Consider the following 21,421-nt stretch of genomic DNA (forward strand, 5'->3'; position numbering starts at 1 on the left):
CTTGCCGCAGCAGCGCGTTCAGCGCCGGGCTGCCGGCGGTTGCATGGTCGGCGGTTGCTCTGCCTGTGCCAGCAACGGTGCACAATTGGTGTCTTCGACCTTGCCGATATTGACCAGCGGCAGCACCGCTGCCACCGGCGCCAGTGCCGCCAGCGCCACTGCGGCACCAGCCTTGAGCGCCAGTGGTCCCTTGTAAGGACCGACATCGGAGTGTTTGAAGCTGCCCTTGGCGTACAGCGGCGTGCGCAAGGAAAATATCCGCACGCCCTTGCTCTTCGGACGCACGTCGAGATCAAGCAACTCCCGGGCCAGATCGATATGGCCGCTGACGTCGACTACCGCATCGTCGGTATCCAGCACGAAGCGGCGCACCTGCGCCTGCCCGTCCTTGACGACAAACGACGACACCATGCAATTCAGATGCACCTGCTTGTCGCCAAACACTTTGACGAACACCGCATTAGCCACGTTCAGCCCGGCTGCTTCGAGAATGAATTTGCTGACCGAGCCGTCAGTCACGACCCCGTTCAGTTCACCGTTGGCGCTGGCCAGCATGGCCGCAATGGAATTGCCGCCGCCGCGCAGGAAAGCATCGGCGTTGACTTCACCAAAGCTGGCCTGCATCGATTCCAGTTTCGGAAACAGTTGCCTGATCTGCATGTGACGCGCCGCCATGCGGATTTGGGCATCGATTTTGGCAGTACGTCCGTCGAGCATCACGTTCGAGGTGACATTGCCGCCGGCAGCGCCGAAGTTGAGCGGCGTCAGCGTGACCACCTTATCCTTGAGGTGCAGTTCGGCCGCCACATCCTTGAGCGGAATGTCATGGGTCCGCACGATTTGTTTGCCGCTGAAACTGATATCGGCATCCATCGCGCCCCAGCGCGCGGTATTGAATTGTTCCACCGGCAAGGCCTTGCTGTCGGGCTGGACTGCCGGTTTGCCTTTGTTGCGCTTTTCCTGATTCGAGTCAGCGCCGATGGCCGGCCCCAGATCGGCCAGCTTCAACATGGTTGATTGCAGTTTGCCGCGCAACAGCGGCCGTGGCTGACGTACCAGATATTCGACGGTCCCCGACAAGTCGCTGCTGCCGACGGTGCCGGTGAATTTATCGTAGACCCAGCGGCTGCCATTCTCATCGATCTTGCCGATCAGGTGGCCACTGGTGGCATAAGCCGGGGTATCGGGCAACACCACCCGCGTCAGCGGATAGAGATCGGCCATGCTGCGGCCGGACAAGGACAGCCGCAAATTGACATCGGTAACGGCGCTCGGCTGCGTGATGCGGCCATCGAGGCTGACCGCGTTGTCGCCGATCCGGCCCTTGACCTGCACCGGATACACCACGCCCTTTTCGGCCAGTGTCAGTAGTTGACCACCCTTGCCGCCGCCGCTGACCGCGGCGCCGTTGTAACTGCCGCCAAGGGTAAATGCCAGACCATACGGCTGGATGCTGCCGGCCACCAGTTGCGGTGCCGCCAGCGAATCGATGCGGGCCGAGACATCCAGTTTGATGGCAGGATCAAGATAGCGGATATTCGCGCCCGCCACGCGCAATTGCTGCACCTTGAATTGCCAGCGCGACGGGCCGTTGCTCTTGAAGGTCCAGTTGTTGCTGCGATCCGGGCGGCGCTCCAGCGCCACCGCCGCTTCCTGCAAACCGAGATCGCTGATGTTGACCTGCCGCGCCAGCAGCGGCAACAGGTGCAGCGAGATGTCAATCGCCTTGACCCGCGCCAGTGCCGGACCGACACTACTCCGGTCGGGATTGCTCATGCTGACGTCATGCGCCACGATATGCGGGCGCGGCACATAATGTCGCCAGCCGGTCTCACTGGCGGGGCCGAAACCCAGCGCTACCCGCAAATCACCGGCGATCACGAATTCGCGGCCGGTGGCAGCACTCACACGTTCATTGATATAGGGACGCGCCCGGTTCCAGTCCAGTGTCACGATCAGTATCCAGAGCAACACCAGCAGCGCCGCCAGCGCGGCCACCAAACCGAGGGCGAATTTAATGACTGTGTTGGGGAGTGTCCGCATCAGGAATTGACCGGCAAGCCGGTCTCCGTGACAGGTGTTGCGGCACTGCGGTCGCCATAGCGGCTGCCCAGACGCACTGCGTATTCATGGGTGAACAAGGAGCCATAAAAGAATATCTGCGCCGAATAGTAAATCCATGCGATCAGGGCCACCAGCGAACCGGCTGCGCCGTAGGTCGAATCAAAATTGCCATGCGCTACATACAGGCTGATCAGCGCTTTGCCGATACTGAACAATACCGAGGTCAGAACCGCGCCGACCATGACATCGCTCCACGCCAGCGGCACTTCGGGCAAATATTTGAAAATCACTGCGAACAGGATGGTCACGATCAGAATCGCGGTACCGCTGCTGAGGATCTGGGTAAACAATATCCACGAACTGTTGCCCCAGATATTGCTCAGGGCATCCAGTCCGGCACTGACCGTGAGCGACATCAGCAACATCAGCGCCAATACCAGCAACAACCCGAACGACAGCAAGCGTTCCTTGAGCAAGGTCCAGACCCCCGAACTGGAAGTGATCTTGTTTTCCCATAGTTCGTCGAGACTGTTCTTGAGTTCGGCAAAGGCGCTGGTCGCGGTAAACAACACAATGCCGCCGGATACCAATCCGGCCACCAGCCCGTTGCCGGGATTGCGTCCGCCCATCAGCATCGACTGGATCGCGCTGGCGCCCTGCACCCCTGCCACATTCTTCATCTGCGCCACGATGCCATCGGCGACCTGCGCTTCGCCGAGAAAAAAGCCGGCAATTGCCACCACCAGAATCAGCATGGGTGCCAGCGAAAACAAGGTGTACAAGGCCAGCGCTGCGCCCTTGCTGGCAGCGCGATGCTGCAGCCAGGCATTGCCGGCGGCTCGCACCACGTGCCACAAACTGTTGAGAGAGACGGCTTCACGCGCCGGCAATGGCGGCACTACCGGTAACGGCGCCACCAGGGTCGCCGGCTTGGGCGGCGCCATGGAAATGGTGAGCGAACGCGCGTTCTTTGCTTCTACATAACGTTGGTAATCACGCCAGAGCACATAGACTTCGGCTGTCAGTTGCAAGCCGACCAGCACTCTGCGCCAGGCAGAAGGACGTTGCGGATTTTTCATATTGTCGGTTCCCCATGCAACAGAGCACACGCTGCCCCGGCGATGGATTAACTTGTCCAGTGGCCACTATAACCATGACCACCACAACTGAATGTCGGCAACCGCCCCGGAGTGCAGTAGGAATAGCGGCAATGCTGCCGCTATGCCAGTGGCAACCGTAACACAAATACCGAGCCCTGACCCGGCGCACTTTGCACGCCGAGTTCACCGCAATGGGTCTCGGCCAGTTGCCGCGCAATATACAAGCCGAGCCCGAGGCCTTCCTTGACCTGCTTCGAACCGGCCCGTTCAAACGGCGCGAAAATGCGCTGCTGGTCGGCTTCGGAGATGCCGATGCCGTAATCGCGCACAGCGACTTCGGCAAAGCCGCCGGCCGTGCTCAACGTGACCTCTACCGGTTTGCCATCGCCGTAACGCAAGGCATTGGTCAACAGATTGATGATCACTTGTTCAATGCGAAACTCATCCCAGACACCATGCACCGGCTGCGGCGCCCGCAAATGAATGGTGACGCCGACGGCGGCGGCCTGCTGCTCCAGATCGCTGGCAATGCGTTGCAACATGCCGGACAACTCGGTGTTACCGGGGCGCACCGACAGCTTGCCGCTGCGAATGCGCGACACGTCCACCATATCGTTGATGAGACGGATCATGCTTTGAATCTGACGCCCGTCGCGCGCAATCATCGGCCGCAACTGCTCGGCACTGAATGCCGCTGCATTGCCTCGGTCCAGATGCATCTTGCGCATCTGGGTTTCCAGCAACAGCGTATTGAGCGGCGTGCGCAACTCATGTGCCACCATCGACATGAATTCGTCCCGCACCTGCAACAAGCGCTGCAATTCGATCTGCGTGGCATGCAATTCGGCACGGCTTTTTTCCAGCGCTTCGACCTGGCGCTGCATTTGCAGCCGCTGTCGATACAACGCCACAAACACCTTGACCTTGCTCTGGACCGCCGCGATATCGAGCGGTTTGTAGAGAAAATCGACCGCGCCGGTTTCATAACCCTTGAAGGCGTAATTCAATTCCTTGCCGGCAGCGCTGACAAAGACAATCGGTATATGGCGCGTCTTTTCGGTGCCGCGCATCAGCTCGGCCAGTTCGAAACCATCCATGCCGGGCATGTTGACATCGAGGATGGCCAGCGCAAATTCATGTTGCAACAGTAATTGCAGCGCGGCGTCGCCGGAGCTTGCGGTGTAGACCACGCGGTCTTCCTGCTGCAGGATATGGCTCAGGGCCAGCAGGTTTTCCGGCAAGTCATCGACAATCAGCAGTTTGGTCGCTGGTTCGGGCGGCATCAGTGGTTCTCCGGCTTCGTCATGGCGAATGCTTTTTCTTTTCTAAAATCCATCAGGTTGACAACTTGCGGTAAATCCGCTGCTCCCGCACCAGCGGTTCGAAGTGTCCGGCAATATCAGAGAAATCGATACGCTCACGGCTGCCCAGGCCGAGAAAACCGCGCCGGCACAACGATTCGTGAAACAGGCCAAAGGTACGTTCCTGCAGCTTGCGGTTGAAGTAAATCAACACATTGCGACAGGAAATGAAATGGGTTTCGGAGAACACGCTGTCGGTAGCCAGGCTGTGGTCGGCGAAGCTGATGTTGTCGGTCAGGCTGCGGTCGAATAACGCCGCATCGTAGGCCGCCGTATAGTAATCCGAAAAGGCGCACTTGCCGCCGGCGGCCTGATAATTTTCCGTATAGGTGCGCATGCGGTCGAGCGCAAATACGCCCTTGCGCGCCTTGTCGAGCGAATACGGATTGATGTCGGTGGCGTAAATGATGCTGCGCTCCAGCAAACCCTCTTCCTTGAGCAGGATCGCCAGCGAATACACTTCTTCTCCGGTGCTGCAACCGGCAACCCAGATCTTGAGCGACGGATAGGTTTGCAGCACCGGCACCACGTCGTGTCGCAAGGCCAGAAAATAGGACGGGTCGCGAAACATTTCGCTGGTCGGCACCGTCAGGTACTGCAACAATTCCATGAAGGTATCGGGATCGTGCAACACGCGCGCCTGCAATTCCGAAATGGTGCCGCACTTCATCTGCTGCACCGCATATTGCAAACGCCGCTTTTGCGAGACGCTGGAATAGTTGCGGAAGTCATAGCTATAACGCAGGTAGATCGCCTCGATCAGCAAATGCATTTCGATATCAATGGCGCTGACGGCGTGCATCAGATCCGTTCCATGTTCGGCATCCAGACCCGCAGCAACGAGTACAGCCGGTCCAGATCAACCGGCTTGGCCAGATAATCCGACGCGCCGGCCTGCAGGCATTGCTCCTGATCGTCTTTCATGGCCTTGGCGGTGATGGCGATGATCGGCAACTTGGCAAAACGGCCGTCGGCACGAATGCGGCGCATCGCTTCCAGTCCATCCATGCCGGGCATCATGATATCCATGAGCACCAGATCGATATCGGCCACTTCATCGAGTCGGGCAATTGCCTCGAAACCGTTGCGACCGACTTCGACCTTGAGGCCCTTTTGTTCGAGCGCGCTGGTGAGCGAGAAAATATTGCGGACATCGTCATCCACCAGCAGCACGCGCCGCCCTTCAAAGATACGGTCGCGGCTGCGCACCGTGCGCAGCATGCTTTGCCGCTCGGCCGACAACTCCGATTCGACCCGGTGCAGGAACAGCGTCACTTCATCGAGCAAGCGCTCCGGCGACCGCGCGCCTTTGATAATGATGGAGCGTGAATACTTGAGCAACTCGTCTTCTTCAGCGCGCGTCAGATTGCGGCCGGTATAGACAATCACCGGCGGAAACGCGCAGACATCTTCTTCGGCAACCCGTTGCAGCAGCTCATGCCCCTGCATATCCGGCAAGCGCAAATCAATGATCATGCAATCGAATACGGTGTCGCGCAGCAGTGCAATGGCTTCTTCGCCGCTTTCAACGGCAACGATCTCGACGTCCGTATCCTCGATCAGGTGCACCACGCTTTCACGTTGGCGCGCATCATCTTCCACCAGCAGCACGCGCTTGACCTTTTGCGTCAAGCGCGCTTCCAGCTTCTGGAATACCTGTTGCAGCCGGTCACGCGTGGCCGGCTTCATGACGTAACCAATCGCGCCCAGTTGCAACGCCACTTCGGTACGGTCGGAGGCCGAGACGATATGGACCGGGATATGCCGGGTACGCGGATTGGCCTTGAGTTTTTGCAGTACCGCCATGCCGGAATCGTCGGGCAGACGCAGATCCAGCAGCACGGCATCGGGCAGGAATTCACTGGCAGTCTGCAAGCCATCGGCAGCGCCATGCGACACCAGGCACTGATAGCCGGCTTCATGCGCAACTTCATACAGAATGCCGGCGAATTCGGCGTCGTCCTCGATGACCAGCACCGAACGGCCGAGCGGCACATGATGGCGGTCATCCGCGAATACCGGAATCTCGGCCGGCGCCACGCCTTTCGGGACCGGGACCGGCGTCGGCGCCGGCGATGCCGGCGCAACCACCTCGGGCAACGTTGCTGTCAGCGGCATGTCCAGCGTAAAGATACTGCCTTGCTCCGGCACGCTCGACACCGTGATGGTGCCGCCGAGCAGGCTTGCCAGGTCGCGTGAAATCGACAGCCCCAGACCGGTGCCGCCGTAGCGCCGGCTGGTGGTACCGTCGGCTTGCTGGAAGGCTTCGAAAATGATGTCTTGCTGATGCGCAGGAATACCGATACCGGTATCGCGTACCGCAAACGCAATACGGCTGCCGTGCGCCGAGACCTCAAGTGCTACGCTGCCGGTTTCGGTGAATTTGAGCGCATTGGACAACAGATTCTTGAGAATCTGCTCCAGCCGCTGACGATCGGCAAACATCATCTGCGGTGCAGCGGCTGCCAGCGTGACCGAAAAATGCAGATTCTTTTGTTGCGCCAGCGGCGCGAAGCTCATGTGCAAACCATCCAGCAAACGCTGTACCCGGATCGGTTCCGGCGCCAGTTCGAGCTTGCCGGCTTCGACCTTGGAAATATCGAGAATGTCGTTGATCAGATTGAGCAAATCATTGCCCGCCGAATAAATGGTTTCGGCAAATTGCAATTGCTCCGGATCCAGATTGCCCTTGGGATTATCCATCAGCAATTTGGCCAGAATCAGTGAACTGTTGAGCGGGGTGCGTAACTCATGCGACATGTTGGCCAAAAATTCGGATTTGTACTTGCTGGCCCGCTGCAAATCACTGGCACGCGCTTCCAGTTCCACCTGTACCAGACTGAGCGCGGCATTTTTCTGATCCAGTGCGGTGGTCTGGTCGGCCAACTGATCGTTCGATTGCTGCAACTCGGCCTTCTGATTTTCCAGGATCGCTTGCGAGTCTGCCAGCACGCGTGACTGCTGTTCGAGTTCTTCGTTGGCGGTACGTAATTCTTCTTGCTGCATTTGCAACTCTTCGTTGAGTTGCCGGGTTTTTTGCAACACATCCTGCAGGCGCCGGCGATACAGTGCGGCCTTGAACGCTGCCGCCACGCTGGGTGCCGTCATGTCGAGAAATTCCAGCACACGGGCGTGGGGACGGTGCAAGAAGCCCAGCTCGATCACGCCGATCACTTCGTCGTCTTGTTCCAGTGGCAACAACAGCACGCTCACCGGCTTGCCTTGACCGAGGCCGGAATTGACGGTCAGGTAACCGTCCGGCACCTGTTCCAGATGAATCAGGCGCCGCCCGCGAGCGGCCTGTCCGACCAGACTTTCATCGTCGTTGAATGCTTGCGTGGTATGCAGTTGTTCACGGCTGAAGCCATAACTGGCGACCCGTTCCAGCGTACCGCTGTCTTCGCGCACATACACTGCCGCGACCGAGGTATTGATATAGGTGGCCAGAAATTCCAGTACCGTTCCGCCCAGTTGACTGAGCAACAACTGGCCCATGCTTTGCTGCGCCAACTGGCTTTGCCCGGTACGCTGCCAAGCCTGCCGCTCCAGCACTGCGGCGTGTTCACGATGTTGTTCCAGCGCTTCGCCATAGGTCGTAGCCAACAGCTTCAGGTCACGCCGCCCGAGCAGCGCCAGCAAACCGGTGAGACCGAGGCTGACCAGCAGGTAAATCAGGATGACGCCGGTCGTTACGCGTTGTGAGGTGTCGATGCGCTCCTGGCGCAGACGTTGTTCGATATCGAGAAAATCGGCAAACTCGCGGCGGATTTCATCGAATTCCTGGCGGCCACGGCCGGTCGCCACTACCTTCAGGTAATCACCACCGTTGCGACGTAACACAATCGCTGCCATGGCGAAATTGTCCCATTGCGCCTGCAATGCCGCGATCCGCGTCAGCCGGTCTACTTGCGGCTGGTTATCGATGACTTGTTGCTTGAGGGTGGCCATGGCGCTGGCAATCTTCGGTTTGGAAATGCGATACGGCGCCAGAAAAGCGTCGTCTCCGGTCAGCAGATAGCCGCGCATGCCGGATTCCATGTCGACCGCCAGACGTGAAATTTCGTTGGCATTGCCGATCACCTCTTGCGTATGATCGACCCAGCGCATGGATGACAACAGATACAGGATCAGGCCGACAAAAACGATGGCACTGGCCAGTCCGGCGGCAGCCGGCAAGGCGATATTGCGCGTCAGAATACGGCGAAAGCCGGCCTGATCAACTGCGGCGGGAGCGGACTCGGACATTGTTCTCTCGCAAAACTATTGATTTTATATTAGAAAAAGTTCTGTGCAGCAAGAGTGCAAAAAACAGCTGAGTGATGCAGATAATCTGCCCGCCCCGGTAAAAATCCCCGCTCAGGCGTCGATACGAAATCCCGCGCGCAGGGTTACCTGAAAATGGGCAACTTCATTCTGCGCGATATGTCCGCGCTGCTCCGTCACTTCATACCAGGCCAGATGCCTGACGCTTTTGCCGACATCGCGAATGGCGTTGCGAATTGCTTCATCACTGCTGTCGGGCGAACTGCCAATCACTTCGCGTATTTTGTAAGTATGCTGGTCATCGTGAGATCTGCTCATCGCCGGCTCCCGGGAAATATGCCTGGCTGGATGCCACGCCCACGAAAGCTCCCAGCATAGCCAAATGCGGCCCTCGATCAAGTCGGTTGTTGCCTGAAAACAATGTAGGAGAAATGCACCGCTGCTTTTCTGACACGCGGAAGCGATAGGGTCTTATGGCGCCCCCGGTGACGCCGCATTACGCTGATGTCGTATCCATACCGCAGGGAACGCAAGGAATGCACCGCGCCCCTGCACGACACGCAACAACAGACCAACAAACCAGGAGCAGCTCATGAGAACCGACACCGCACTGACACAAATCCGGGCCCAGGCCCCAAAAAGCGACGTTGCTTCTGCACCCGGACCATTATCGGCACCGACGCCTTCGCCGGAAGCCGAACGCGACGCTACGGCGATTCTGATTTCCGGCCGCCTGCCCGGCACCGGCGCTGAAGACGCCGCCTCCGACGAGGGTACCAGCGCGCCGTGAGTCTCGCTCACGGAGAATCTCGCTTGCTCACATCAGGCCGACGGCATCCCCTACTTTCTGCAACCGAGGAAATATCATGAGCAAATCAGATCCTGCACCGAAACATCGCTCGACCAAACACGACACACCGAGCGAAGTGGCACTCGACGAAGCAAATGAAATGTCATTTCCGGCCAGCGATCCGGTGAATACTTCGAATATCACGCGCATCACCAAAGCACCGGTATTGCCGGAAGCGGCCGCAGATCATCAGAACAGCAACAAGATCAAGACCGCGGCAAAAAAAACCACCCATTAGTAAAACGGTATATCAGTCAACGTCAGGAGTCAGGCCGGCGTCAAAATGCGTAGCTGAGATTGACGCCGACTTCTCGCGTCATATTGTCTGGTTCTTTCAACGCATCATGTTGCGTGTAAAAAGTCCATTGGCTGTCAGGAATTTTCCAGTAGCGAAAGAACGGCGTCACACGCACTTCACTGCCATCAGTCATGGCATAGGCAAACATGGTGCTCAATTCAAGTCCGCGTCCGGTTTCCTGCTTGTTGCCGATGTCGTTGTTGCCTGCGTACTGGTAGGAGTACTGCTTGCCTTTGAATAACTGGTTCCAACCGATTTTCGGTGTGATTTTCAACGGTCCCGCGGCAAACGTGGCCGCCAGCCCGAGATTGATGAAGTAATACTCCGACTCGCGCTTGTAGCCGCCACTGCCCGCCTGCTCCAGATGATCGGTCAAATTGCGATAGCCGATGCCAACCGACGGCAGCAAGTCTTGCCCCAACAGTTGCACCTGATGTTCGTAGATACCCCGCAGTTCGTACACATAACGATCCTGCCCGCTGGCTACCAGCCCGCCGAACGGAATAACCGCATTTCCGCCGGTGTACTTGCTGCGCCCCTGAGCGTAGCGCAGGCTGAGTTTGAGCGTTTGCTGCGGTGTCAGACGCCAGCCGGCGACGCCGTTCACGCCGTACATGGTGGCCTCTTCCCGCATGAATGGCCGGCCATTGATTTTCTCGGAATACACTTCCTGGTACAACTCAGTACCCAGTTCAAAAAACGTCTGTTGCGCCAGCGCCTGACCCGATACCAGCGCCAGACAGCCCACTCCCAGATTAAAACGATTGCGCATGGCTTCCTCTCCCCAATAAACACTCAAACACTTTACTGGCAGCGGCCAGGCAAGTTATTTTCACGCGCCGTATCAGACACGGAAATTGCTTGCTGGCATCGTGCCGGACAGCAAGTACCGTATTGTAGCGAGTGTAATGAATTGCATCTTTAGTTGTCGTTGCAATCGCAACCTATATAGTTCAATTATCCAACAACCAAGAGCAAAACCATGAAACGCTTCCTCTGTGCCGCCGCACTCATTGCCGTCAGCGCCGTTGCCATGCTGCCAACGCAAGCCATGGCGCAAGTCGGCGTCAGCATCACGATCGGCTCGTCGCCACCGCCCATGCGTTACGAACGCGTGCCGCCACCACGTCAGGGCTACCTGTGGGCGCCGGGCTACTGGAACTGGGCTGGCAATCGTCACGTCTGGGCCCCCGGACACTGGGAACGGGCACGACCCGGTTATGCCTACAGCCGTCCGCAGTGGTATCACGGCAGTCATGGCTGGGAATTGCGTCGCGGCGGCTGGCATCACGGCAATCCGCCGCGCCGCGATCCGCACTATGGCCGGCGCGATGACCATCGCAACGATCACCACCGCGGCAACCGTCATGACAACCGCGGCCATGATCGCAATGACCACCGTGGCGGGCGTTAAGCGCATCAGCTGCTCACCACCAACACGCGCTTGACGATCAGCTTAACCACATGCCGAACCGGGACTCGATTTCAAATCATATTTTGCCGACCGCATCGACCATGGTCGGTGTGTGCATGACGGTCATCAGCATCATCAAGCTGACCGGCAATGGCAATCAAACGTGGGTGGATGAACTGCTGGCGCTGGACAGCCTGATTTTTGTGGTCAGCATCATCCTGTCTTATATTTCTGTCCGGCGCGGCAGCAAAATGGCGCGCTGCGAAGAATTGGCCGACACTTTTTTCATGGTCGGCATGGCCATCATGGCAATTTCAGCATTCATTCTGGCATTTGAAATATTCTGAGTCGCACTGCCCTGCCGTCAACAGCGAACGGCGGCGGCCTGCATGACCTGGCAAGCAGTTGCACTGCTGCCAGTCAATCTACTTCTTCAGTAACAACAAAGCATCTTCAGCGACACTTCTCAGATTGGTGATGGTGGCATTGAGTTCGGCAAGTTCGCGCGCCGTCGGCGGCTTGTCCATGCCATCCTTGATCTGCGATGCCTTGATGATAGTCGCCGCCATATGCCAGGCAGCGCGGTTATGCGCATTGATCAACTCGCGGCGAATGCGATCAAGTTCAGTTTTCTTGTTGTTATCCATTAGGGCCTTCTGCTGGTCATTAAACTGAATTGAAAACCAACTCAGATAGAAGTGTTTCTAATTTCAATCGAGAAATTATATTATGAAGCGCCAGTATCCATCATGCATCATTTCCCAAAGAAAAACATGCATACCATCAACAAGCGATCTTCATGCCAGCAAGCAAGGGCAATATAAAAACAAAACCGGCGCAATAACCCTGCCCAATGTCCAACGCCGGTTCACGGCAAGCACCGTGCGCCGGTCAGTACATCATCACCAGCCGGAAACCAGCTCCCACGTCAGCTCGGCGGCAGGAATTTCCTTGCAGGCGCTGGCATTCTGCCCCGACCACAACGGCGAAAAATCACCACTGCCCTGCGCTTCCGCCTTGCTCCGTATCGGCGCAATGGCGGCTGTGGCCAACGGAAACGCTGGCGCGGCGGCGCTGATCGCTCCCTGTTCACGAATGACGCGATTGACAATACTGCGCGCCGGACGGCCGGTGAACAGATTGGTCAATGCCGTATGGCGCGCGGCCTCGCTCTTCAATGCGGCGCGATGCACGCTGCTGGTGAGCGCTTCCGGACATAACAGGTAGGCAGTGCCGGCCTGCACGCCGGCCGCGCCCAATGCCCGCGCCGCAGCCACCCCGTGCGCATCGGCAATGCCACCGGCAGCGATCACCGGAATGGTCACTGCGTTAACAATTTGCGGCAACAGTGCAAAGGTCCCGACCTGTGTCGTCAGGTCGTCGCTCAGAAAAATCCCCCGATGACCACCGGCTTCCAGTCCTTGCGCAATGATCGCATCCACACCGCGCGCCTGCAGCCACAGCGCTTCCTCGACAGTGGTGGCCGAAGCCAGCACCTTGGCGCCCCAACTGCGCACCCGCGCGACCAGTTCCGGTGCCGGCAAGCCAAAATGAAAACTGACAACCGCCGGCTCGAACTCGCTCAGGATGTCCGCCGCTGCGGCATTGAATGGCACCCGGCCGGCGCCGGCCGGGATGGCGGCAGCATCGATACCGAATTCTGCGTAGTACGGCCCCAGCGCCTTGCGCCAGACCGCTTCGCGGGCGGCATCCGGCACCGGCGGCGTGTGCGCAAAGAAGTTGACGTTGTAAGGACGGTCGGTTGCCGCCGCCACGGCACTCAGTTCACGCCGCAGGCTCTCGGCATCCAGCATGGCTGCCGGGATCGACCCCAGCCCGCCGGCGTTGGATACCGCTGCCGCCAGTGCATGGCCCTGCACGCCAGCCATGGGTGCCTGAATCAGCGGCAATTCGATACCGAACAATTGTTGCAATGTTGTCATGCTCTGCTCCTGATAGTCCAGCCCATCATCATGTCGGCCGTTGTTTGCGATCCCGGTGTCGCAGAGCAAACAGCATAAAGTACTTAAACCATTTTTTAAAATGAATAATAATGAGCCTATCAATCTTTTTTAGAGATGATCATGGACTTATCCGCATTACGCATATTCAAGGCAATTGCTGAAGAAGGCAGCGTCACCCGCGCCGCTGCCCGTTTGCACCGGGTGCAGTCCAATGTGTCGGCACGACTGGCACAACTGGAAGAGACGCTGGGTGTACCGCTGTTTCACCGCGCCGGCCGCCGCTTGCTGATCACCACTGAAGGCGAACGTTTGTTGACCTATGCCGATCGCTTGCTGCAGTTGTCGGACGAGGCGCAGGCCGCAGTGCGCGGCGGCGAAAAACCGTCCGGGCAACTGAAGATCGGCGCGATGGAAACCACCGCCGCAGTACGCTTACCCGGTTTGCTGGCAGGCTTTCACCGGCATTACCCGGATGTCGATCTGGTATTGGAAACCGGCTCCACCGATGCCATGGTGCAAGCGGTGTTTGATCATCGTCTCGACGTCGCGCTGGTGACGGCACCGATATCGCGCCCGGAACTGGATTGCAAGGAAGTGTTTGAAGAAGAGCTGGTATTGCTGACGCACAGCGGCCACGCAGCAGTCAGCGTCCCGGCCGATGTGGAAAAGAAAGTGTTGCTCGGTTTTCGTGCCGGCTGTACCTACCGGCGCCGGCTGGAGTCCTGGTTCACCGATGCCGGCATTCACGCCTTTCGCATGCATGAGTTCGGCACCTTCGAAGCCATCATCGGTTGCGTCGCGGCCGGCATGGGCGTGGCCATGATGCCGAAGGCGGTCATCCTGCAACGCAAAATGGACGATGCGATCCGGTTTCACGCCCTGCCGCCCGCTATCGCCAACATCAAAACCCTGTTGGTATGGCGTAAAAACGTGACGCATCATCCGGCGCGACAAGCCTTTGCCGACAGTTTCGACAGCTTGCCTGACGCGGACGAATCAATAACGCTGCCAGAAGCCGCCTGAAAAGGTCCAGCCGGCACCGTTGCGATACCAATGTCCCGGCGCCCAGAAGTAGCCGTCGCGCCGCACATCCCAGTGACCGCCGACCCATTCATGACGACCATGATTCCAGCGCCAGAAGCCGCCGATCCAGATATGGTTCGGACTTGGCGGCGGCGGTTGCACTTCCACCCGTGGCGGTGGCGGCGCGATCGTGATGACTTCCGTTTCTACCCGGTAACCGGGGTCGATCCGGACCCAATGGCCCGGGTGCAATACCCACTCGCCGCGCTCATTGGCCCAGTACGCATGCTGGAATACCATGTCCGGGCGCGCCTGCTCCCAATGACCGCCATTCCACACATAACGGTTGCCTGCCCATTTCCAGTGCCCGGTAATCCAGTAAGCATCGGGATACGGCGCCGGCGGAATCGCCTCTGCAATCGGTGCCGGCGGCGCCTGCACCACTTTATGTTCAGCACGTTCGATGTGCGCCTGCGGTGGCGCCACCACGCAACCGGTGACCAACAAGACCGATGCGGCACTCAGTGCCAGCAACAATTTTCTGCGCGAATGGAGAGGGTTCATGTCGTGTCCTTGAAAGAGGTCTGTCAAAAACGCGGCAGCGGCCTTGCGCGCCGACGCCGCTTACATTTGCTTGCACACTTGCCGCCACGGGTTACCGACATTTACCAACTCTTTTGACTTGTTGTCGTCACGATAAATTACAATCACGGACATTGTTTTCAGTTCGGAGATCTGTGCATGCGTCGCCTTGTTCGCCATTCGTCAATAGCAGGATTGATCGCCATCGCTATGGCCGGCTGCACGACGTCCAAACAAGCCATTTATCATCAAGAAGAATTCGGCGAGACCGACACCTACTCCCGTACTTTCGCCAGCAGTGACGCCGCCGCCTGCGAAGCTGCCCGACGTGCTCTGCTGAGTCAGGGCTATGTGATCAGCAAGGCGCAAGCCAACGTGGTCGACGGCACCAAGAGCTTCCAGCCCGACGCCGATCAGCATCTGGAAATTTCATTTCATATCGTATGCGCCGCCAATGGCAAGGCCGACAAGAATGCGACCGCCTTCGTCAGCGCCACCCAGGATCGCTACGCATTGAAGAAAACCAATAATTCCGCCAGCCTCGGCGTCGGCGTGCTGGGTTCGGTTTCCATGCCGTTCGGTTCCAGTGATGATTCGCTGGTCAGGGTTGCCAGCGAAACCATTCGCTCGGGACAATTCTATGACCGTTTTTTTGGCGCAGTGGAACGTTATCTGGGCACGGTCGCCGAATCCTCAGTCGCCGAAAAAACACCAGCCACCACCACTCCCGTCAAAGCCGACAGCAAACCCTGAGCAACAGACATGAAAAATGCCGGCCAATGGCCGGCATGCGGGCAACGCAGGAAACTCAGCGCCGCAGCTCAGGCAGCGTGACTGCCTTTAGTATTTCTTAACGCCGGTAATAGCCGTGTCCGTGGTATGGGCGACCGTGGCGATGGTAGTCACGGTAATACGGGCCGGGACCGTAATACACCGGTGCCGGTGCGTAATAAACCGGGGCCGGACGGACATAAACCGGCGCCGGTTGCACATACACTGGCGGCGGCATATAGACCGGGGCCGGTTGCACGTACACCGGGGCCGGATAATAGCCCGGCACGCCGATATTGATACCGATGCCGACATGGGCAGCCATCGCAGGTGCGGCACTGGCAAGCAATACCGCACCCGACAACAAGACGATACTGACGATTGATTTTTTCACGGTGTACTCCCGATACTTGCGCGTTGATTGGATACCTGTATTAAAGACCAATTCGCCCTCGGTATCCACGGCAATCCGGTAAGCCATGTAACAAAATGCTTCCGCTGCGGCAATAGCCCGGCATTACCTCGGTTTCCTCGCCATAGCTGTTGCCGCAGATCAACCAGAGCGCCGTGATCAGGCGGCGTTGAGTACCGGCGCGATATCCCGCAGGGACGCTTGCAATGCCCGGATCTTGGTCACGGTATCGGCACAGGCACGGGCGGCTTCCTGCCCCTTGACCACGAAATGCTCGTGGAAAAATTGCTGATGTTCGCTGTGCGAATGGAAATGCAATGGTGTCAATACCGCTGAAAATACCGGCACTTCGGTAGCGACCTGGACTTCCATCAATGCCGTAATGACGGCTTGCGCGACAAAATCGTGACGATAGATGCCGCCATCGACCACCAGTCCGCTGGCGACGATGCCGGCGTACTTGCCGCTTTTTGCCAGCAGTTTGGCATGCAATGGAATTTCAAAGGCGCCCGGCACTTCAAAGAAATCGATATCGGATTCAGCGAAACCCAGTTTGGCAATTTCGGCCACGAACGAGATTTTGCATTGATCGACAATCTCTTTGTGCCAGCAAGATTGGATAAACGCGATACGGCTGCGTTGGGAATTGATGTCGGTGGAATGGTGTTGCATGTGTTCAAGACTCCTGTTTGCTGAATAAAAAACAGGGCGCATGGGTACAGCACAGGCACGCAAAATGCGCCTGGCAGGCTACCCGTTCTCTTTCATCCGGACTATGACCGTCGGCCCCGGGATCACACCGGGTCTGCTGACCTTGTCGGACTGGCGTCCGTCAAGCGCTCGCGGGCTCGATGTCATGACGTCGAAAAAGACATCATCACATCATTACCGCCGGTGGGGAATTACACCCCGCCCCGAGAACATGTTTGGCTGCGATGCATCATGGTTGCCTGATGTGTCGCGCCAGTCAGGAATTTATCACGCCTGAAAAAATATTGCAGAGCAACAGCGATTTTGCACCAAACCACTCACGCCATCAGGCCGCTGCACTCTTCACGCAAGCCAGCATGCCATTGGCAATTTCGCGTTCTCCCATGATGGCATGTGCGGCACCGTGCTTCTCCAGATGCTCGACCTCGGCTTCCGAATGCGCCCGGGCAATGACCCGGATCGCCGGATTAGAAGCTCGCGCATGTTCAATCAGTTGCCCCGCTTCAAAGGCACCCGGAATCGCTACCAGCAACCAGCGCGCGGCGGCGATATTGGCGGCCTGCAACACCTCGGCGGAAACGGCATTGCCATACAAGGCATTGATCCCGGCGGCACGCAAACTGTCGACCAGTTCGACCTGATCTTCGATCACGACAAACTGACTGCCCTGCGCTTTCAGCGTCTCGCCGACATGCCGCCCCACCCGGCCGTAGCCCACCAGCACGACGTGATCATGCAGCGCTTCGGCAGTATACGGCGCGCTGTCGGCCACCGCCGGATGCAGCGCGCGTTCGCGTTTTTCCAGCGCCGGTTTGAGCCGGTCCAGCAATGAGAACAGCAAGGGATTGACCAGAATCGACAGAATCGCACACCCCAGAATCAAGTCGCGCGCAGTGGGCGACAACAGGCCCAGCGAAATACCCAGCGTCGCCAGAATGAACGAGAATTCGCCGATTTGCGCCAGGCTGGCGGAGATCGTCAGCGCGGTCGATAACGGATGTCCGAATGCGCGCACGATGAACAGCGCCGCCAGCGATTTGCCGACCACGATGATCAGCAAGGTGGCCAGCACCAGGAACGGATGACGAATCAGGATCGAGGGATCGAACAACATGCCGACCGAGACGAAAAACAATACCGCGAATGCATCGCGCAATGGCAACGATTCTTCGGCCGCGCGATGACTCAATTCCGATTCCGACAAAATCATGCCGGCAAAGAATGCACCCAACGCAAACGACACGCCGAACACGTAGGCCGAACCCAGCGCAAATCCGAGTGCAATCGCCAGCACTGCCAGCCGGAACAATTCGCGCGAACCGGTATCGGCAATCCGTTCCAGAATCCATGGGATCACGCGCCGGCCGACGATCAGCATCACGGCCACGAATGCCACTACCTTGCCCAGCGTGAGCGCCAGCGTGGTCAGCAAGGCACCGGTGCCGAGCGCTTCGCCTTTGCCGCCAAGCACGCCGCTGAGCGCCGGGATCAGCACCAGCGCCAGCACCATCGCAATATCTTCCACAATCAGCCAGCCGACCGCGATGCGACCGCGCTTGGTTTCTACCAGTCGGCGTTCCTGCAGTGCGGTCAGCAACACCACGGTACTGGCGACCGACAATGCCAGTCCGAACAGAAAGCCTTCACCCATCGGCCAATCCAGCGCCCACGCCATACCCATGCCGAGCAAGGTGGCGATACTGATCTGCGCCACCGCGCCGGGGATGGCGATATTCTTGACCGATAACAAATCCTTGAGCGAGAAATGCAGCCCAACCCCGAACATCAGCAGAATGACGCCGATTTCAGCCAGTTCCTGGGCCAGGTCGGCATCACCGACGAAGCCGGGTGTAAACGGGCCGATGGCGATACCGGCGATCAGATAGCCGACCAGCGGTGGCATGCGTAGTCGATGTGCCAGCGTCCCGAAAATAAAAGCCAGTACGAGACCGCCGACAATGGTTGCGATGAGCGGTGTGTGGTGAGGCATAGACTCCCTGAATCAAGATGAAAATAATTGGATGGAAATAACGCGATAAAAAACGAAATGAAAAAACACACTAAAAACCGGAACAACAAATAAAAGTCACCCGGGTTAACGCATCAGTGCGCGACCATGTTTGGCGCGCACTGTGCGCATGTCAGCCAACTTAGCGCACCGAACGGTTCTGCAATGCGGCGATGCGCGACTCCAGCGGCGGATGGCTGGAAAACAGGCCCATCCAGGATTGGCGTCCGGAAATACCCGAGGCCTGCAGGTTTTGCGGCAAACCGTCAGGTTCGATACCGCCGAGGCGACGCAAGGCACCGATCATCGGTACCGGCGAACCGAGCAGCGAAGCCGCGCCGGCATCGGCACGGTATTCACGTTGCCGCGAAAAATACATGACGATGACGCTGGCCAGAATACCGAACACGATTTCACAGACCACCACCGTGATCATGTAACCGATGCCGGGACCAGAGTTTTCATTGCTGTTGCGGCGCAGGGCCGAATCGACGAAATAGCCGACGATGCGCGCCAGAAACATGACGAAGGTGTTCACCACGCCTTGAATCAGGGTCAGCGTCACCATGTCGCCATTGGCGATGTGCGCCACCTCATGCGCCAGCACCGCTTCGACTTCTTCTTTGGTCATGCTTTGCAGCAAGCCGGTCGATACCGCGACCAGTGAATTGTTTTTGCTGGCGCCGGTAGCAAAGGCATTGGCCGGACCGTCGTACACCGCGACTTCCGGCATCGTCAGCTGGGCCCGGGTCGCCAGACGGCGCACCGTATCCACCAGCCACAACTCGGTGGAATTCTGCGGCTGATCGATCACGCGGGCACCGGTGGACCACTTGGCCATGGTCTTGGACATCCACAGCGAAATGAACGACCCGCCAAAACCGATCAATCCGCAAAATGCCAGCAGCATGCCGAAGTTCATGCCGTTGGCGGTCAGGTAGCGATTGATGCCGAGCAGGCTGGCGGTAAAGCTCAGCACCAGCATCACGGCCAGGTTGGTAACAAGGAATAGGATCACGCGTTTCATGTTGGTTCCAGTAAAAAGGACCGGCCGCCGACACGGCGGCAGCAGTCAGACAAGAGAGCAGAATGCAAAAACTCAGACAGGGATCAGGCCGGCACCGGCGCAGGCGGCAGTGTCAGCAGAAGGCGCGCAGCGTGGTCGCGGCAGCGCCAAACGATCAGACGGATGGAGGCGGTCGGACGATGTCGATAAACGACGATGCCCACGCCGCCGGGCGTGGAAATAAATGCGGGAAGGAATGCCAGACGGCAGACAGTGTCAGCTCCTGCCCCGGCAATGTCTGATCTTCGAGATCGCATTGCTGCGCGCTGCTGTCCGCTTCATCGGCATCAACTGACAAATCCTGTGCCGCCAGCTCGCCCGGCAATGCCAGACTGTCGCGATTGCTGCCGGCGTCAACGCTGACGATATCAATCGCGGCGACTACCGGTTCGGGCATATGCGCGAGCGTCCCTGCAAACAATTGCAAGGGGAACAGCAATACCAGAAGCAACATCAATAGTCGGCGCATTAACAATCAGATCGGAAGGCGTTGGTCAGGTTGATCAGACAAGGCCCTGACGGGCACGGGGTCAATTATACGCAAGCATGGCGAAATCGAAATAAAAGACCTCAAACTGAGGCGTGCACCTGATTACGTCCGCCCTGCTTGGCGCGGTATAACGCGGCATCGGCACGGTCAAGCAACAGCTTGCCGTCAAAGTCCGGCTCCGGGATACAGGTATCGACGCCGACGCTGATCGTCATATAGTGGTTGGCCAGTGACTTCTCATGCCGGATTGCCAGCGCCAGCACGCAGGCGCGCAGCTTTTCGGCAAACAAGCCGGCCTGTTCCGGACTGAAGCCGGGAATCAGGATGATGAACTCTTCACCGCCATAGCGCGCAAACACGTCGGTGGAACGCATCATCTGCCCGCCCAGGGCGTTGGCGACTGCCTTCAAGGCTTTATCGCCGGCCATGTGGCCGTAATGATCGTTATATTGTTTGAAAAAATCGATATCGATCATGAACAGCGACAACGCGCTCTGCTGGCGTTTGGCCTGCTTGAGCGCGCTGGCGTAACTGTCGTCGAAGAAGCGCCGGTTGTAGATACCGGTCAGACTGTCAGTGACCACTTGTCGCTTCAGCGTTTCCGAGTGCGACATCAGCATTTTTTCGCGCTTCACCGACGTGCTGGAATCACTGACCTGAATCAGGCAGGAATGCATACCTTCGGCCGAGGTCAGCGGCGTAATGATGATCGACTGATACATCCGCACCGGCGCATCCTCGTTTTCGTGCTGATGAAACAGCGGCAACGGTGACCGGTGCAAGGCACTCGACATCACCGCCGGCAATCCATACCTGAGCGCATTGTCGAGCGCACGCAGGAATCCCGGCGACAACTGATCGGCGAGCAAACCCTTGAAATCATTTCGGAGTGCCTGTTCTTGGGTGATCCTGCTATGCCGGGCCATCCACTGATTCCACAGCACGATCTTCAAGTCAGGATCGACCACAATCAATCCGAGATTGATACTGTCGAATACTTCAATTGCTTCGAAATGGGAAACCGGACTACTCATCAAATATGGC

General features: G+C 58.1%; 22 protein-coding genes and 1 riboswitch. Of the genes, 6 read left to right on the top strand and 16 right to left on the bottom strand.

Annotation, left to right across the window (positions count from 1 at the left end; all coding sequences use genetic code 11):
- Positions 1-18: 18 nt before the first annotated feature.
- The 6 genes from AKL27_RS16760 to AKL27_RS16785 form a co-directional block, all read right to left on the bottom strand.
- On the bottom strand, positions 19-2,043 hold the full coding sequence (locus AKL27_RS16760; protein ID WP_050463990.1) for an AsmA family protein: 2,025 nt from the start codon (positions 2,041-2,043) through the stop codon (positions 19-21).
- Positions 2,043-3,143: a YihY/virulence factor BrkB family protein gene (locus tag AKL27_RS16765; RefSeq protein ID WP_050463991.1), complete on the bottom strand. Its 1,101-nt coding sequence runs from the start codon at positions 3,141-3,143 to the stop codon at positions 2,043-2,045. The genes AKL27_RS16760 and AKL27_RS16765 overlap by 1 nt, the downstream gene beginning before the upstream one ends.
- A 140-nt stretch (positions 3,144-3,283) precedes the next feature.
- Positions 3,284-4,447: a hybrid sensor histidine kinase/response regulator gene (locus AKL27_RS16770; protein ID WP_050463992.1), complete on the bottom strand. Its 1,164-nt coding sequence runs from the start codon at positions 4,445-4,447 to the stop codon at positions 3,284-3,286.
- Positions 4,448-4,499: 52 nt separating this feature from the next.
- On the bottom strand, positions 4,500-5,327 hold the full coding sequence (locus tag AKL27_RS16775) for a CheR family methyltransferase (RefSeq protein ID WP_050463993.1): 828 nt from the start codon (positions 5,325-5,327) through the stop codon (positions 4,500-4,502).
- Positions 5,327-8,770, bottom strand: a complete 3,444-nt coding sequence (locus AKL27_RS16780) for a response regulator (RefSeq protein WP_050463994.1) — start codon at positions 8,768-8,770, stop codon at positions 5,327-5,329. Before AKL27_RS16780 ends, AKL27_RS16775 begins: the two co-directional genes overlap by 1 nt.
- A gap of 111 nt (positions 8,771-8,881) precedes the next feature.
- Positions 8,882-9,106: a dodecin gene (locus AKL27_RS16785; protein ID WP_050463995.1), complete on the bottom strand. Its 225-nt coding sequence runs from the start codon at positions 9,104-9,106 to the stop codon at positions 8,882-8,884.
- A gap of 274 nt (positions 9,107-9,380) precedes the next feature.
- Here AKL27_RS16785 and AKL27_RS16790 point away from each other — a divergent pair, with 274 nt between their 5' ends.
- Positions 9,381-9,578 (top strand): hypothetical protein, encoded by a 198-nt coding sequence (locus AKL27_RS16790; protein WP_050463996.1) that lies wholly within the window; start codon positions 9,381-9,383, stop codon positions 9,576-9,578.
- Between the two features lie 76 nt (positions 9,579-9,654).
- On the top strand, positions 9,655-9,876 hold the full coding sequence (locus AKL27_RS16795) for a hypothetical protein (RefSeq protein WP_050463997.1): 222 nt from the start codon (positions 9,655-9,657) through the stop codon (positions 9,874-9,876).
- A gap of 40 nt (positions 9,877-9,916) precedes the next feature.
- Here the strand turns inward: AKL27_RS16795 and AKL27_RS16800 are convergent, their stop codons facing one another.
- Entirely contained in the window at positions 9,917-10,708 is a 792-nt protein-coding gene (locus AKL27_RS16800; RefSeq protein WP_050463998.1) for a hypothetical protein, read from the bottom strand.
- Positions 10,709-10,918: 210 nt separating this feature from the next.
- On the opposite strand from AKL27_RS16800, the gene AKL27_RS16805 reads away from it, so the two are divergent.
- Both AKL27_RS16805 and AKL27_RS16810 read left to right on the top strand, forming a co-directional pair.
- Positions 10,919-11,350 (top strand): YXWGXW repeat-containing protein, encoded by a 432-nt coding sequence (locus AKL27_RS16805; protein ID WP_050463999.1) that lies wholly within the window; start codon positions 10,919-10,921, stop codon positions 11,348-11,350.
- A gap of 116 nt (positions 11,351-11,466) precedes the next feature.
- A complete protein-coding gene (locus tag AKL27_RS16810) occupies positions 11,467-11,697 on the top strand; it encodes a hypothetical protein (RefSeq protein ID WP_198155994.1) in 231 nt (76 codons plus the stop codon).
- 78 nt (positions 11,698-11,775) lie between these two features.
- Here AKL27_RS16810 and AKL27_RS16815 read toward each other — a convergent pair whose 3' ends face one another.
- Positions 11,776-11,997, bottom strand: coding sequence for a hypothetical protein (locus AKL27_RS16815; protein ID WP_050464001.1), 222 nt, complete (start codon positions 11,995-11,997; stop codon positions 11,776-11,778).
- 255 nt (positions 11,998-12,252) lie between these two features.
- Positions 12,253-13,293: an NAD(P)H-dependent flavin oxidoreductase gene (locus AKL27_RS16820; RefSeq protein WP_050464002.1), complete on the bottom strand. Its 1,041-nt coding sequence runs from the start codon at positions 13,291-13,293 to the stop codon at positions 12,253-12,255.
- 141 nt (positions 13,294-13,434) lie between these two features.
- On the opposite strand from AKL27_RS16820, the gene AKL27_RS16825 reads away from it, so the two are divergent.
- Positions 13,435-14,337, top strand: coding sequence for a LysR family transcriptional regulator (locus tag AKL27_RS16825; protein WP_050464029.1), 903 nt, complete (start codon positions 13,435-13,437; stop codon positions 14,335-14,337).
- Here AKL27_RS16825 and AKL27_RS16830 read toward each other — a convergent pair.
- Positions 14,311-14,901: a YXWGXW repeat-containing protein gene (locus AKL27_RS16830; RefSeq protein WP_050464003.1), complete on the bottom strand. Its 591-nt coding sequence runs from the start codon at positions 14,899-14,901 to the stop codon at positions 14,311-14,313. The genes AKL27_RS16825 and AKL27_RS16830 overlap by 27 nt on opposite strands.
- Before the next feature lie 177 nt (positions 14,902-15,078).
- On the opposite strand from AKL27_RS16830, the gene AKL27_RS16835 reads away from it, so the two are divergent.
- Positions 15,079-15,672 (top strand): DUF2242 domain-containing protein, encoded by a 594-nt coding sequence (locus AKL27_RS16835; protein WP_050464004.1) that lies wholly within the window; start codon positions 15,079-15,081, stop codon positions 15,670-15,672.
- A gap of 97 nt (positions 15,673-15,769) precedes the next feature.
- On the opposite strand, the gene AKL27_RS16840 is transcribed toward AKL27_RS16835, so the two are convergent.
- The 6 genes from AKL27_RS16840 to AKL27_RS16865 all read right to left on the bottom strand — a co-directional run bounded on the left by AKL27_RS16840 (position 15,770) and on the right by AKL27_RS16865 (position 21,411).
- Positions 15,770-16,084: a hypothetical protein gene (locus AKL27_RS16840; protein ID WP_050464030.1), complete on the bottom strand. Its 315-nt coding sequence runs from the start codon at positions 16,082-16,084 to the stop codon at positions 15,770-15,772.
- 177 nt (positions 16,085-16,261) lie between these two features.
- Positions 16,262-16,774, bottom strand: coding sequence for a 6,7-dimethyl-8-ribityllumazine synthase (locus tag AKL27_RS16845; protein WP_050464005.1), 513 nt, complete (start codon positions 16,772-16,774; stop codon positions 16,262-16,264).
- A gap of 80 nt (positions 16,775-16,854) precedes the next feature.
- A riboswitch (FMN riboswitch) is annotated at positions 16,855-17,028 on the bottom strand.
- 110 nt (positions 17,029-17,138) lie between these two features.
- Positions 17,139-18,803: a YbaL family putative K(+) efflux transporter gene (gene ybaL, locus AKL27_RS16850; protein WP_050464006.1), complete on the bottom strand. Its 1,665-nt coding sequence runs from the start codon at positions 18,801-18,803 to the stop codon at positions 17,139-17,141.
- A gap of 160 nt (positions 18,804-18,963) precedes the next feature.
- Positions 18,964-19,848, bottom strand: a complete 885-nt coding sequence (gene htpX / locus AKL27_RS16855; RefSeq protein WP_050464007.1) for a protease HtpX — start codon at positions 19,846-19,848, stop codon at positions 18,964-18,966.
- A gap of 154 nt (positions 19,849-20,002) precedes the next feature.
- Entirely contained in the window at positions 20,003-20,341 is a 339-nt protein-coding gene (locus AKL27_RS16860) for a hypothetical protein (protein ID WP_050464008.1), read from the bottom strand.
- A 116-nt stretch (positions 20,342-20,457) separates the two neighbouring features.
- Positions 20,458-21,411, bottom strand: a complete 954-nt coding sequence (locus AKL27_RS16865) for a sensor domain-containing diguanylate cyclase (RefSeq protein ID WP_050464009.1) — start codon at positions 21,409-21,411, stop codon at positions 20,458-20,460.
- Between the last annotated feature and the right edge of the window lie 10 nt (positions 21,412-21,421).

This window comes from Herbaspirillum autotrophicum (genome assembly GCF_001189915.1).
Taxonomy (GTDB): Bacteria; Pseudomonadota; Gammaproteobacteria; order Burkholderiales; family Burkholderiaceae_D; genus Herbaspirillum; species Herbaspirillum autotrophicum.